Origin of the sequence: Psychrobacter sp. NPDC064578 (assembly GCF_044901245.1) — a bacterium.
Lineage (GTDB): Bacteria > Pseudomonadota > Gammaproteobacteria > Pseudomonadales > Moraxellaceae > Psychrobacter > Psychrobacter cibarius_C.
In genome coordinates, this window is record NZ_JBJDPI010000003.1 from 57,380 (window position 1) to 71,926 (window position 14,547).

Consider the following 14,547-nt stretch of genomic DNA (forward strand, 5'->3'; position numbering starts at 1 on the left):
CTTATAGACCTAAAAACGATACGTTTGGATTGAATGGGCTATATAGAGCTATGACTTAACTATTAGTCTTGATTTTGACTTTAAACTGCATGGTTGCAGTTCCTTGAGGCGCCAATGTAGCAACAGTAGTTGTAATCGCGGTTCCATTGTTAGAAGCTGTATATGTACCGCCAGCACTGGCAGTGGTTGTTGCACTACCACCTACATAATCAGCATTAGCTGAGAATTTAGCCAATTCATCTGAAATCACGACATCAGTGATATTAAAGCCTAATCCCGTAGTAGAAGTATTTTTAGCTTGAATTTTGTAAATGATACATTCACCAGGCGAAGCCCCTTTAATTTCTGTAGTAACGAACACACCGACGTTAGTACCATCACAATTGGCATCTATCGCTTGAGTTTTAAGTAGTGTCAAGCCGCGAACAGTGGTGGTGTCTGTCACAGTTACTTGTGCAGGGGCACCTTCTAGTTTTGGAATTAAGGTAACAATGGTATTTTCAAATGTAGAGTCAGTAGAGTTCAAAGGTGTGAAAAGCGGAGCATTGAGCGACGACACGTTATAGTTAATAGTGACTGTGCCATTAGGGACTATGCCGCCAGGTAAAGCGGTGAATAGGTCATAAACTCCACTAACAGCTGTAATGGTTTTTGGTGATTGAGCACCAGTACCATTTTTTGGATCATAGACAATAGTAACACTAGCAGGAACTATGTTAATCGCATCTGGTGAGTTACCGTCATTATCAGTGATAGTGAAAGTCAATTCACCCGCTTTACTACCCTCGATGTCTTTACCAGTGTTGGTAATGATTGTTTGGTGAGTTACCTGTCCACTGGTACCCGAGGTAGGTGCAATCTCTTTGGTAGTAGAGTTAGTTAGGGTTAGCGCGCGCTCGATAGTCAATAACGGTAACGTTGAGTCGTCACCTGGAGTTACAGGAGTCTGACCATTAACAAAATTGTTTTGAGTTCCAGTATAGAAATTACTAACGTTTTGTTCTTTCCCTGTGTCTGTACTATCGACAAGCGTATTGTCAGTTAAAGAGTTATTGTCTAAGTCATCAGTCACTGTTACATGGTTGATAGCAGTTGCAGGAACAAGTGTACCTGATCCACCTTTTTTGACATCAAAGGTAATAGTTACATTTTGGCCTACTGGTATATTAACACCAATGATTTTAAAGCCATTACTTCCTATAGTACTGGTGCCGGGAGCGATAGAGCCCGATGTGGCATCACCACTAGCTTTGATGTTAGTAGAGGTTAGGTTTGTTGCTATTACTAGACCAGGTGGCAGGAAGTCTTCGATGGCAATATCTGTGGCATTGGTACTAAACGAAGTATTACCATCATTCGTTATTACAACTTTATAAGTAGCAGTATCATCAGAGTCGTTCAGATCCAAAGCATTGGTAATTGTTTTTACGATATTAAAGGTAGGAAGCTTCGTGAATGAAGTATTAGTATTATTAAGCGTTTTACCTGCGCCTAGTAGCGTACTAACAGCAGATATTGGTAGAGATTGAGTGGTACCGCCTTTATTGCCTGTTGTTTTGGCTTTAATAACGAACCTAATATAATGACCTTTTTCTAAAGGAAACACTCTTCCGCTGGAAGCACCGTAAGGCGCATCATTTACAGTACGAGTAGTATCTTCGACTCCTGCAGCATTATATATCTTATATGAGACAGTAGAGGCCGCTGTATTAAAGTTTGCAGGATTTGATGGAGTCGTAATAGCATATGTATCAGTACGGTTACCAGTATTTTCTAATTTATGACTAAACAAAACGAACCCATCAGGAGCTACTTCTTCTTTAATATTAGAGGCATCGCCTGGTGTACCGCCTACTGCTGTATCATCATTATCAGCGCTCAATGAGAAGGATACCTGCTCTGATACTGTGATTTTGACTATGTTGGACTTAGCTTCAGGCTGAATTTCACCACTAATTTTATAGGTTGCGCTAGCTTGGTTAGTAATATCTACGCTCGTTGTTGTTGAACCTGATTGTGCTGGATCTGCATTGGCAGTCGAACTGATACCGAGTGCAGCAGCGATACCAACAGCAAGCAAGCTATAGTTAAAATTATTTGATTTCATATAGATATCCTAAAATTAGAAAAGCGAGATTTTATGAGTTGAAGGAGAGCTTTAGTTGACAATCGTGTTAAGTGCCACGGCGGCAGACTTCTGTGCTGGTAATAACTTGATATTCCAGCGCAGGGTACGGTATTCAGAAAACGGAATTTTGACCATTTTGCCATTGACCTTACGCATCAGTGGCATATCGGCATAGTTCTTGCCATCGATACTGGCTTGAGCACTGGTAGGCTTAGCTTCACCAGTGAAAGCCATATTGGCAGGGATAGGTAGTACGACAGCCAGATCTTGGATATCCTTGTTAATAATATTACTGTATGTTGCCTTGTACTGAATAACCGTACCCGCTGGAGCATTACGAACAGGTAAATAAGAGATCTTACCTTCGGCGTTTTTGGTGACTTGATTGGCTGTTAAATCCATTTTTAAGGCATCATTGGCGTGAGCAGCACTTAGCACTATTACCGACGCTAAGCTTGCTAATATGGCACTGCGTAAAAAGTTAAAAACTTTCATATCGTATTCCTTGCTTAAACCATTATTATCAAGTCAATCTTGACTTCGTCCCATGCAATGTAAAAACTGCAATCAACTACAAATAGGACATGCTGATAAATTTAGAATTGTTCCTTAATGTGATTGTCACGTAAACAATACAAATATTCACCACAAAAACGACAAATGGTATTTTGGAGTACACAAACGGTAAAGGCCCTATCTACAGAGATAGGGCCTTTGTCAGTAAAAAATATTCTTTAGAGTTGATAATATAGCAAGGGGGAATAGTTACTAAGGATTCACAGTAGTGCCGTATTTGGTATTGAAATAAAAATCACTCTTAGTATTTTTTTGCAATATCAATGCAGTAGTTTTGACCGTACCATTCAAACCAAGAGCGACACTATCAGTAGCATAACTGCCATTATTATCGGTAGGCGCCACACGTATAGACGTTACCTGTGCATTATTTACCCCTTTCTTTTGAAGCACATCACTCATGATAAAGTCATTAATAGCAAGATTGGCGCGATTGGTCGCGGTTATCTTATAAGCAATACACTGCTGCGGAGTGATATTATCTTGGATAGGATCCATACTGAACCCAGTTCTTGGATCGCCAGTCATCGGAACTGAGGCGTAAATTAAAGTACCGGCATTGCAATCATTTACAAACTGGTACTTCTGCAGAACCAAAGCTGCATTCGCAGCGATGACTCTACCAAAGTTGTTATTAGGATAATTATAAGTGGTTGCTGAGAAACCAACATTTCTGCTCTCACTACTAGTGCGAATAGGATAAGTAGCCCCTGTTCGACTCTCTACCAAACAAAGATTAGTATTATTAGCCAGTGTTGTTTTAGGAATACTGATTTGATACTCACCGACAGAAGCCCCGTTTCTAATTACCGATTGGGTTGGATAAGTAATAGAGTTGTTTGCGCAATTGGCTAATCTTACATTACTCCCACTAATACCTAATTCCTGAGGGGTATTAAATACACCGTTAAAGTAGTTTGGTTTATTAAAATAGGTACCACTAGTAATATTGGCGTTATTAGCATCAGCTTGGGTATCAGTAATACCACCGTTATCATCAAATACTGTACCAGAGAATATATACTGAGGAACATAGCAGTAATTGTCTACGCGAATTTGTATTTCTTGATTAGTCGGGTCATTTTTAACATATATAGGATTATTGGTGTAACGCAATGTCACTTCACTGACAGCTTGAGAAAATTGTATAGAGCCTTGACAGCGTGTATCTAAATCTCTTGATGGGCAATTGAAGGAAGTGTTGTTGTTTAATCCTGCAGAGTATATGACATTTGAACCTGATATTGTTTGTACTGTGCCATCAATAATAGAGCCAGATCCAGTAGTACCTGTAATGCGTACATAGTCATCGAATAAATTATTACCAGAATTTGAATAGTCAATATCAAATGCACTCACAGCTACGTTGGTCAAATAGAGAGGCTGTTGGGTCGTTTTATTACGAAAGCTTAGTGTAATATCTGTATATGCAGTTGGAGTAGAAAAGTTTCTACCAATATTTATAACTCTATACTGGCTAGCATCTATAATGCTAAAGTTATTATTAGTATTACTAGTGCTAGATTCGCTAAGATCCATTTTCATTTGTAGTGGAATACTATCTGAAGCATTACCTGCGACATTAAAGTAGTTATTATTGCTGCTACTTAAAAATAAATTGGTATAGTCGCTATCTGTCAGTTTGTCTTTTGAAAAACCAGCAGGACAAACTGCGCCTGGATTATCAACTCTTGCAGAGGATGTATTACTAACCAACATCAAGCCCATAGCGGCTATCAATGCCAGCACCCGATATATATGTTCACTGAATAGTTGTGAAATTATTGAATTTAGAACGTATGGCATTTTATGCATATGGTTATTCCTATAAGAAGCTAAAACTTGCTATAAGCGTTTAACTAGTTCTCAATTATTTCACTAACTAAACTAATGTATATATTACGTAACTTAACATATTAAGCAATAATTTCGTAAAAGTCCTACGAAGTGGATGAATGGCAGATATTTCATGACCAGCTACAGTATCTAGTTATAGATGTTGGCTCGTTAGCAAACAATCCTTATATTTCTTTGAAACATTTCTAAAAAAACTAATGATTATTTATTTCAAAAATACTTGTCATATCACCATTTCTTTACAGCTATAAACAACTGCAGCATAAGAGCCTATAATAAAGAGTTATTATCATTTGATAATTGACTATAAAAGTTGGGTTAGCATTTTACTATCTAACCACTTTTAAATACTAAGTTCATATGCGATGGATAGTAGCGCTGTTTTTATTTTGGCTATGTGAGGCTGCTCCAGATTATGAGTCGGTCAAATACTGCTGCATAACGGCACCCTACTATAAATCTCACTTCTTAAAATTAACAAGGAAGTCATTGAGAAAACTATTCCCGCACGACAATATTGAAGTAACACTTTGATTTAATAATATCCTGTCTTCGGGCAGGACTGACTGATAAAAAAGGACAATAGTGATGAATTATTATAAGGATGCTGATAGCACCGAAACCCAAGAGTGGCTGGAAGCGTTTGAATCTGTTATCAAACATGCAGACAAAGATCGTGCTCAGTTTCTGCTAAAAGCTTTATACAACATGGCAGTTCAAGAAGGTCTGCCGTTCAATCGTCTCGATACCGCTTATATCAATACCATCGCCGTTGAAGATGAACCGATGTACCCTGGCGACCTAACCATTGAGCGCAAAATCCGTGCTTTGATTCGCTATAACGCATTGGCCATGGTCATGCGTGCAAACAAAAATGACGACGATTTGGGTGGTCACTTAGCGACGTTCGCTTCTAGTGCCACGCTATACGAGACAGGTTTCAACCATTTTTTCCGTGCTGCCAGCGATCATTTCGGTGGTGACATGATTTATTATCAAGGTCACTCAGCACCCGGTATTTATGCGCGTTCTTATTTAGAAGGTCGATTGACCGAAGCTCAGCTTGATAATTTCCGTCGTGAAGTCGGCGGCAAAGGCCTATCAAGCTATCCGCATCCGTATCTCATGCCAGATTATTGGCAGTTCCCAACCGTATCGATGGGACTTGGTCCGATCATGTCGATTTACCATGCCCATGTACATCGCTATATGGAAAACCGCGGTTTGCTAGAGAAAGAAGGTCGTAAGATTTGGACATTCTTGGGTGATGGTGAAACGGATGAGCCAGAAAGCTTAGGGGCTATTTCTCTCGCTGGTCGTGAGAAGCTGGACAACCTAATCTGGGTCGTCAACTGTAATTTACAGCGTCTTGATGGTCCAGTCCGTGGTAATGGTAAAATTATCCAAGAGCTAGAGTCTGTGTTCCGCGGTGCTGGCTGGCGGGTGATTAAAGTTATCTGGGGTGGTAAATGGGACAGCTTGCTTGCCAATGACAAAACTGGCGTGCTCAAACATCGTATGGAAGAAGTGGTCGATGGTGAGTATCAGCTATACGAAGCCCGTACAGCTGAGTTCACTCGCAAAGAGTTCTTTGGTAAATATCCTGAGTTAGAAGAGATGGCTGATGCGCTATCTGATGAGGATATCTCGCGCTTGAATCGTGGTGGTCATGATCCAATGAAAGTGTATGCCGCATTCAGTGAAGCGATGAAAACCAAAGGTCAGCCAACCGTTATTTTAGTCAAAACAGTTAAAGGTTATGGTTTATCAGCTCAAACACAAGCGGTTAATAAATCACATCAGATTAAGAAACTCGATCAAGAAGCGTTGATGTATTTCCGCGATCGCTTTGATTTGCCATTTACTGACGAGCAGCTAGAGACGCTACCATTTTATCGCCCTGAAGAAGGGTCGGCAGAGATGAAGTACCTTAAAGGTCGCCGCGAAGCGCTAGGTGGTCATTTACCAAATCGCCGCAGTGGGCATATCCCATTGAATATTCCTGAACTGTCAATGTTTGATCGGGTATTAAAAGGCAGCAATGGTAAAGAGCAATCAACGACGATGGTATTTGTGCGCTTGTTGTCAGCCATGCTAAAAAACAAAGACATCCAAGATCGCGTCGTGCCGATTGTACCTGATGAAGCGCGTACGTTTGGTCTAGAAGGTATGTTCCGTCAATTGGGTATCTACTCGGCTGTTGGTCAAAAATATACGCCAGAAGACAGTGAAGCTTTGATGGGCTATAAAGAAGCCATCGACGGTCACATGTTAGAAGAAGGTATCAACGAAGCAGGCGCAATGAGTACGTGGATTGCGCTTGCAACCAGTTACTCTGTGAACGCGCTACCGATGATTCCGATGTATATCTATTACTCGATGTTTGGTTTCCAGCGAGTGGGTGATTTGGCTTGGGCGGCAGGCGATTGTCAAGCACAGGGCTTCTTGCTAGGTGCAACAGCTGGTCGTACCACCTTGAACGGCGAAGGCTTGCAGCATCAAGATGGCCATTCACAGATTCTATTTAACGTTGTGCCTAACTGTGTGACTTATGATCCTTGCTTCGGTTACGAGCTAGCAGTCGTCATGCACGACGGTCTACGCCGTATGTATGGTGAAGGCGAACGCGTTTATTATTACTTAACGCTAATGAACGAAAACTACGAGCAACCTGAGATGCCAGAAGGTGCCGAAGAAGGTATCAAGCGCGGTATGTATTTGCTCGAAGATAATGGTTCAACCCAAGTGCAGCTATTAGGCTCTGGCGTTATTTTACGTGAAGTACAAAAAGCGGCGCAGATTCTAAAAGATGAGTTCAATATTACCTCCAACGTCTGGAGTGTGACCAGCTTTAACGAGTTGACTCGTGACGGTATGGTCTGTGATGACTACAACCGCTTGCATCCAATGGATGAAGAGAGAGTGCCATGGGTGACTGAGCAGTTAGCGCCGCATGAAGGTATTGTAGTTGCCGCGACGGATTATATGCGCAATTATTCGGAGCAAATCCGTGCTTGGTTGCCAGATAATCGTCCTTATACTACGCTAGGCACAGATGGCTACGGTCGTTCTGATACCCGTGAAAATTTGCGTAGTTTCTTCAACGTTGATGCCGCACATATCGTGGTTGCGACGCTCAAACGCCTAGCGGATGAGGGTGAAGTCGAGATGCGTTTGGTGAAAGATGCTATTTCAAGCCTAGGCATCGATGTGGATCAGCCACCTGCTTGGCAACAACAGCCTTATTATGATCATTCTCCTGATGCACCAGCACCTGGTAATGTCAATCCAAATCCTGTCCCTGAATTTGTCGCTGAAGATGATGATGAAATCAGCAACGAGGGTCGGGCTGAAGATCAAGCGGATGCGACTTTGCTTAATAACGGTGATGTCAAAGAATAATAATTATAAGACTAGGAGATAAATCATGGATATTAAAGCCCCCGATTTGGGTGTTGATAGCGCCGAAGTCAGCGAAATTATGGTAGAAGTGGGTGATGTCATCGCAAAAGATGACAACATTATTCTACTAGAATCTGACAAAGCCTCGGTTGAAGTACCAAGTTCTGCTGCTGGCAAAGTCACCAAAATCAGTGTGACAATCGGTGATCAGGTCAGCGAAGGTATGGTACTGATTGAGCTTGAAAGCGTAGAAGGCAATGTAGAAGACAGTGCAGAAAGCAATGTAGACACTAAAGAAAATAGCGCTGCTGACGAGAAGCAAAAGGCAGATGAAACGGCTGCTAAGCCAGAAACAAAATCTGAGCCTGCGGCAACTGAATTAGCCTCGTCTGACTCCAATGACGAGCCTGCGTCTAACGCTGGCAAAGCCACGACTTATGCATTACCTGATCTAGGTGTTGATGAAGCGCAAGTTTCTGAAATCATGGTCAGTGTTGGTGACATCGTGACTGCGGATCAATCAATCCTATTGATTGAATCTGATAAAGCATCGGTAGAAGTACCCGCACCAGTCGCTGGTAAGATTGAAAAAATCTTAGTTCAGACTGGTGACATGGTTGCTAATGGTCAAGACTTTATCGTTATCATGAGTAGTGGTGCAGATAATGCTGATGAAAGTGAGTCTATATCAGATAGCGCTGAGCAAAAGCATTCAGCACCAGCCAAAGCAGAAGAGAAAGCTGCTACTAAAACAACGGGTGAGCCAAAACAGGCAGAAAAATCTACAACGCCTAATGCGGTCGCTAGTAAGCAAGCTGATAAGCTGACTGAAGCACAGGTTAATGAAAAGTTGGTTGACGTGTATGCAGGTCCAGCCGTGCGCAAGCTGGCACGTCAGTTAGGTGTCGATATCACCCAAGTGAATGGTTCGGCGCTAAATGATCGTATTCTAAAGGAAGACTTGTTTGCACATGTTAAAGAAAGCTTAAGCACTCAAAAAGCGGCACCTGCCAGTGGCAATGTAGCCAGCGCTAGCCTGCCAAGCTTACCTGACATGAGCAACGTTGAGATTTGGGGTGAAACAACAACCCACGACCTTAGCCGTCTACAAAAAGTCTCGATACCACAGCTCAACTACAATACCTTGTTGCCACAAGTGACCCAGTTTGACTTGTCTGATATCACTGAGACAGAAAAACTGCGTGGCGAGCTAAAAGGTAGCATGAAAGCTGAAGGTATCGGCTTCACGATTTTAGCGTTCGTGGTCAAAGCGACGGCCTATGCTTTAACACAGCATCCACGTTTTAACAGTCATTTAAGCGACGATAATACCCAAGTTATCTTACGTAAAAGTGTCAATATGGGCATCGCGGTGGCAACGGATGATGGTCTCATCGTACCTGTTATCAAAAATGTGCAGGATAAAGGCTTGAAGCAAATCGCCATTGAAATTGGTGAGCTTGCAGTAAAAGCGCGTGACAAAAAACTCACTACTAAAGATTTGCAAGGTGCAAGCTTTACCATATCAAGCCAAGGTAACTTGGGTGGCACTGCCTTTACGCCATTAGTAAATTGGCCTCAAGTGGGTATTTTAGGTGTGTCTGAGGCAAGCATGCAGCCACGTTGGGATGCTAAAAAGCAAAGCTTTGAGCCGCGTCTCATGTTGCCATTGTCGCTATCTTATGACCATCGTGTGATTAATGGGGCAGATGCTGCCGTATTCACCCGTTATATTGCAACGTTACTGGCTGATCCGCGCCGTATTTTGCTGTAAGAATCGTTTGTACTAAAAGGATCTAAAAAAAGACTGTCTGCGGATGGTCTTTTTTTATGCTCAAAATTTGATACTAATAGTCGCCATTAGTCGCCATTAGTCGCCATTAGTCGCCATTAGTCGCCATTAGTCGCCATTAGTCGCCATTAGTCGCCAGATTTTCAGCGGTTAATGACTTTAGCACAATCGTTTTTATCTATAATCATTGCCGCTTAAACTTTAAGCACAAAAAAGCCGGCGATTAAGCCAGCTTTTTTTATTCACATTACTTTATGTTATATTAGAAAGTCTTAACAAAAGCAACGCCATATACCCAAGGGCTGATGTCAACTTCACCAAGTTCAATAGTCTCACCATTAGCTTTTACGCTGGCGTCTGTTTTGATGTCCATATAGCGAGCATCAATACGGAAGTATTCAGTTGGGGCAAAAGGTATGTCAAGACCGATGTGACCAGCAACGCCAACGCTATCATCAAGTTCTAATTTTTCGAAAGCATCGCTATAGATTTTTTCTTTAAAGAAAGTCGTATAGTTCACACCAACACCAACAAATGGTTTCACATTCATAGGCATGTTGTAGCCATCGAAGTGATACTGTACCGATAGAGTCGGTGGTAAATGCTGAGTTTTAGCATCGATAGTAGCATCGCCAGCAGTTAAGGTAATGTCATGATGGAATGGTGTAGCCGCTAGTAATTCAATACCAATGTTATTGGCAACGAAATATTCGCCGCTGATGGTTGGTTGGACATCACTGTCTACGTCGACACCAATAGTGCCATCTGCAAGTGTACCGTTATCGCTCTTTGGGTCAACCATGTGAGCGCCAGCAGCGACAGACCAAGTACCAGCTGGTACAGCAAATGCTGTGGTCATAGTAAGTGCAGCAGCAGTGGCTAAAACTAGGGATTGTAGTTTCATCATTTGATTCCTTAACGTGATAGAAGATTATCGGTGGCTATCTAACGAGGGACGACATTAGGTACCGATACACAATGTTATGATTATTGACTAACCTGTAACATTACAACGCCATTATAATACAAAACCATATTTACTGTAAGGTTTTAAACGCATATTAATGGCTTTTATGGCATAAATTTATCGTAAAAGGTATATTTGTCGAGGTAATTAAAAATTACTTAGAACAGTTAGCATTTGTGAGGCAGGACTTAGATTCTGTCATGCTGATGTTATACAGAGGTACGGCGTTAGAATTTGGTCGATAGTCAATGATGCTAAACTCTCGCTGATATTTTCAGAATATTAAAATGTCAAAAGCTTAGAGTCGGTAATGATAGTCTCATTACTTTTCGAATGAATAATGAGAGTGGGAAAAGAGGGGTAATATATTATGCTTGGCTATTGTAGTAATTCTCCTCTACGCTGCACAAACGCACGTTCTGTAACGATATTAGATCGGATGGACTCTTGCTGTCCTGAATGCAACTTATTTTTGCTGCCTGCTCAAGATATCAGTGAGCAATTACGCGCTGACGAACGATTCTTACGCTTCGCTATCATCGCCATTGTGCTGGTGCTAATTTTGTTTGCCTACATGTATTATTTAAATTTAGTATAATCACCGATCATGATTCATACTAAATAAGCCAGTCCTATCACTAGTAATGCTTTAAGAGCATTACATCGTCAAGTAGTGATAGGTATGAAATACTGATGGTGACCGAGCATTAATGTCATATTCTGTGATGACTGCTTTATTATATTAATATAAGACCGGTGTTTCACCGCATAGGGACGGCATGCTATTCCAATCTATACGGCGCTTGCGTCTTTTCGTTTACGATATTCTGCAAAATGATGAGCACGATACGCTGTTTAGCCGTTGCGTTGACTACTTTTTAATATTTTTAATCATGACCAATGTAGCAGCGGTCATTGCTGAGTCGGTTGATAGTTGGTATTACCCTTATCAGGAGTATTTTACTTGGTTTGAAAATTTCTCTATCGTGGTGTTTTCTATTGAGTATTTGCTGCGTTTGTGGAGTGTGGCCGAGGAAAAACCAGATGACACTACTTGGCGTCAGCGCTGGGAGTGGCTGAAAAGTCCTTCTGCGTTGATTGATTTAGTTGCCATTGCGCCAGCTTTCTTGAATTTCTTTGTTACGATTGATTTACGCTTCTTACGTATTTTACGTTTATTCCGAATTCTCAAACTGACACGCTATTTTGCTTCGTTACGCATCTTATTGGTGGTCATCAGCAAAGAAAAAGGCTCGTTCCAAGCGGTTATTTTTATTTTAATAATTATGATTGTGACGGCATCTAGCGGCATTTACTTGGTTGAAAACCACGCCCAGCCAGAAGAATTTGAGTCGATACCTAAAGCGATGTGGTGGGCGGTAGTGACGCTAACGACGGTGGGCTATGGTGATGTCACGCCGATTACCAATGCGGGTAAAATATTGGGTGCGGTTATTACCATATTAGGTGTGGGTCTGGCGGCATTACCTGCAGGTATTTTAGCGACTGGTTTGGCAAATGAGCTTGCTCAGCGCCGTGAAGAGCTTGAACAGGATTTTCGAGCACAGTTGATTGATAGTGATTTTGATTTGGTGAAAAATCAGATGATGATCGATAAAATTCGCCGTGAGCTGGGACTGGATAAAGAGCAGGCGCAAAATATCGTATTACAGGTATTACGCGAACAAGAGCTTGAGCGCCGCGAAAGAGAAGTGGAAGAACGACAAAAGAACTTTTGCCCACATTGCGGTGAGCCACTGTAAGTCTTTTATAGTAATTATTTTAGGTTTCAAAAAATGGATATGTAAGAAAAGGGTGCAACGTTATCAGAACGTTGCACCCTTTTTATTAGCAATAAAAGGATAGTTTATGGTATTTAGATAGCTTGTGGAATGGGTAGCGCACGTGCCAATTCATGGGCGACTTGCTGCGCCGCCGTTGCTAAATCTTCGGCAGGAAGGGGTAAGTTTTGCAGTGTGAGATGCCAATCATCCACTTCTCGGCGTAAATGTGCCACCCAAAGCGTCGTGCAATCACGTGGCAGTTGCTTTAGATTGACTTCAAAGCATCGATTGCCTTCATCATCGCTTAGATGAATCTCGCCTTTTTTGACTCTTGAAAACGGATGACCGTGGTAAGAGTTGGCTATCATAGCAATGTGGGTGATATGTGCTGGGATTTTATCTAAGTAAAGCCTGATTTGCTCTTGGTCAAGAGGTGCCAAATACATCGCTTGTTCGCCGCGATCTTTGCCATTGAGACTGTCGCCTTGATGTTTCACTGATTCCGCTTTATCGCGCAATTGTTTGAACCACACGATATCACTGATGGTGCAATTGTCGTCATATAGTACGCAAGCCAAATCAATATCAATAGCGCTCTGGTTTTTTTTAAAGCGCTTAAACATGCCTTTTGGCTCAATCTTGGTAAATTCATAGTTTAGCGCAAAAAATAAGGTTCCCGCGTCTAAGCCCAGTCCTCTTAAACTGTCTGACAGTAATGGCAATGAGGCAGTGGTCGGCATAACATTCCTTATCTACTTTCGTTCTTCATTTTTAAATAGTGGTAATCGTCTGAATACGGTTAAATTTGAGCATCATTACTCGCAGTTGTTATTTATGATCAAAAAACTTATCCAATACGGCTTGATGTAACAATTCTGGTTTGGCATTTAATAAACCATTGCCAAAACCACGCAACCACCAAACCAGTTGTGAAGTTAGGTTGACAGTGGCTTGAATAGTCAGCGTGTCATCATCCAACGTAACAGTTTGATCGTCACTGAGCTTGCTTTCAGTCAGGCTTTTGCCCGCTTGTTTGGTGAATTGTAGCTCAATAGCGGTGTTTTTGCCATGATTAGGCAGCTCACCGAATAAGGGGTGGGTAAAGCCCATACCACCCGCATCCAAATAAGTATCGAGTTGGAAACTCTCAGGTGTTTGTGCGGCGCTTTCGAGAATGTCAACGCTAGCAAATCGATGTAGGGCAAATGTACGAATGGTAAAGTTTGGATCATCAGTACGAGTTGCCAGCAGATAAATAATCACACCGCGCTGGATAATAGCTATAGGATTCAAAAGATATTCACTGGCTTGTGATTTATTGCTGCGGGTATAGCTGGCTTTGATTTGTAATTGATAAAATAGCGCATGGTAAATATTGTCTTTGCTATCCAAGTCAATATGCGGCGCGATTAGTGGCTGAGTGGCAGGCTCGATACGCACTCTGTCGATCCACGAATGGGTGACTTTACTGTTTTTTAGCTGCCGCCTTGCCAAGTCAAACCACGGGAATAATTCATCTAAAATAACAGGTGGTAGTAGCTGAGTTAGATTGGCTTCAACCATATTAAAGGCGACTGCTTGCGATAGGTTCATGTGCGGTAAGCTTTGGAGTGGTGCATCATCACGCCAGCGCCAGCCTTGTGGGTTGGCATTGTTTTTCTCTATGGGAAAGCGTTTTGCCAGCGCATTTAAGTCGCGTTGAACAGTGCGCAGGCTGATGTCAAAGCCTGCCATCATCAGCTGCTCGTAGATATGGGTTGTGCCCACCCAGCGGTTGCGCTGTAGTTGCGATAGTACTTGCCACTGGCGCGCTGTCGTCGCCGCGCCATGGCGATTATCATTGTTATCTTCTGAGACATGACTGTCCGCTGCCGCTACAGTATTAGCTTGCTCAACAGAGTTCGTTTGAGCATGAGAGTGGTCGGCGTCAGTAGAATGTACAGTCATTAAGCGATAACCTTTATGAAATTACGAGTTGGCTTTTGTATAGCTTAGCGGAGTATTAACCATTCATCATCGCAGAAAAGCATCATAGCGTCTA

Annotated in this window: 9 protein-coding genes; 3 read left to right on the forward strand and 6 right to left on the reverse strand. The window is 42.0% G+C overall.

Annotated features, from left to right (window positions below; all coding sequences use genetic code 11):
• Positions 1-55: 55 nt before the first annotated feature.
• The 3 genes from ACI2JM_RS03940 to ACI2JM_RS03950 form a co-directional block, all read right to left on the reverse strand.
• Positions 56-2,107, reverse strand: a complete 2,052-nt coding sequence (locus ACI2JM_RS03940) for a hypothetical protein (protein ID WP_404642274.1) — start codon at positions 2,105-2,107, stop codon at positions 56-58.
• A 51-nt stretch (positions 2,108-2,158) separates the two neighbouring features.
• Entirely contained in the window at positions 2,159-2,623 is a 465-nt protein-coding gene (locus ACI2JM_RS03945) for a hypothetical protein (protein WP_404642276.1), read from the reverse strand.
• A 273-nt stretch (positions 2,624-2,896) separates the two neighbouring features.
• Positions 2,897-4,519, reverse strand: a complete 1,623-nt coding sequence (locus tag ACI2JM_RS03950) for a hypothetical protein (RefSeq protein WP_404642278.1) — start codon at positions 4,517-4,519, stop codon at positions 2,897-2,899.
• 630 nt (positions 4,520-5,149) lie between these two features.
• Here ACI2JM_RS03950 and aceE point away from each other — a divergent pair.
• Positions 5,150-7,963 carry a pyruvate dehydrogenase (acetyl-transferring), homodimeric type gene (gene aceE, locus ACI2JM_RS03955; protein WP_404642280.1) on the forward strand — a complete coding sequence of 938 codons (2,814 nt, stop codon included), beginning with the start codon at positions 5,150-5,152 and terminating at the stop codon, positions 7,961-7,963.
• 25 nt (positions 7,964-7,988) lie between these two features.
• Positions 7,989-9,737, forward strand: a complete 1,749-nt coding sequence (locus tag ACI2JM_RS03960; RefSeq protein ID WP_404642282.1) for a 2-oxo acid dehydrogenase subunit E2 — start codon at positions 7,989-7,991, stop codon at positions 9,735-9,737.
• A 280-nt stretch (positions 9,738-10,017) separates the two neighbouring features.
• On the opposite strand, the gene ACI2JM_RS03965 is transcribed toward ACI2JM_RS03960, so the two are convergent.
• A complete protein-coding gene (locus ACI2JM_RS03965) occupies positions 10,018-10,659 on the reverse strand; it encodes an OmpW family protein (protein ID WP_109590148.1) in 642 nt (213 codons plus the stop codon).
• An 842-nt stretch (positions 10,660-11,501) separates the two neighbouring features.
• Between ACI2JM_RS03965 and ACI2JM_RS03970 the strand changes: the two genes are divergently transcribed.
• Positions 11,502-12,485, forward strand: coding sequence for an ion transporter (locus ACI2JM_RS03970; protein ID WP_087814355.1), 984 nt, complete (start codon positions 11,502-11,504; stop codon positions 12,483-12,485).
• 113 nt (positions 12,486-12,598) lie between these two features.
• On the opposite strand, the gene ACI2JM_RS03975 is transcribed toward ACI2JM_RS03970, so the two are convergent.
• Together ACI2JM_RS03975 and ACI2JM_RS03980 are read right to left on the reverse strand one after the other, a co-directional pair.
• Positions 12,599-13,246, reverse strand: a complete 648-nt coding sequence (locus ACI2JM_RS03975; RefSeq protein ID WP_045452128.1) for a TerD family protein — start codon at positions 13,244-13,246, stop codon at positions 12,599-12,601.
• An 88-nt stretch (positions 13,247-13,334) separates the two neighbouring features.
• A complete protein-coding gene (locus tag ACI2JM_RS03980; RefSeq protein WP_404642285.1) occupies positions 13,335-14,453 on the reverse strand; it encodes a helix-turn-helix transcriptional regulator in 1,119 nt (372 codons plus the stop codon).
• Positions 14,454-14,547: the final 94 nt, after the last annotated feature.

What these genes read in the sequence shown, in the direction of transcription:
- ACI2JM_RS03965 (WP_109590148.1), bottom strand. Translation starts at nt 10,659, where the DNA reads ATGAAACTACAATCCCTAGTTTTAGCCACTGCTGCTGCACTTACTATG.
- ACI2JM_RS03940 (WP_404642274.1), bottom strand. Translation starts at nt 2,107, where the DNA reads ATGAAATCAAATAATTTTAACTATAGCTTGCTTGCTGTTGGTATCGCT.
- ACI2JM_RS03950 (WP_404642278.1), bottom strand. Translation starts at nt 4,519, where the DNA reads ATGCATAAAATGCCATACGTTCTAAATTCAATAATTTCACAACTATTC.
- ACI2JM_RS03980 (WP_404642285.1), bottom strand. Translation starts at nt 14,453, where the DNA reads ATGACTGTACATTCTACTGACGCCGACCACTCTCATGCTCAAACGAAC.
- ACI2JM_RS03975 (WP_045452128.1), bottom strand. Translation starts at nt 13,246, where the DNA reads ATGCCGACCACTGCCTCATTGCCATTACTGTCAGACAGTTTAAGAGGA.
- aceE (WP_404642280.1), top strand. Translation starts at nt 5,150, where the DNA reads ATGAATTATTATAAGGATGCTGATAGCACCGAAACCCAAGAGTGGCTG.
- ACI2JM_RS03945 (WP_404642276.1), bottom strand. Translation starts at nt 2,623, where the DNA reads ATGAAAGTTTTTAACTTTTTACGCAGTGCCATATTAGCAAGCTTAGCG.
- ACI2JM_RS03970 (WP_087814355.1), top strand. Translation starts at nt 11,502, where the DNA reads ATGCTATTCCAATCTATACGGCGCTTGCGTCTTTTCGTTTACGATATT.
- ACI2JM_RS03960 (WP_404642282.1), top strand. Translation starts at nt 7,989, where the DNA reads ATGGATATTAAAGCCCCCGATTTGGGTGTTGATAGCGCCGAAGTCAGC.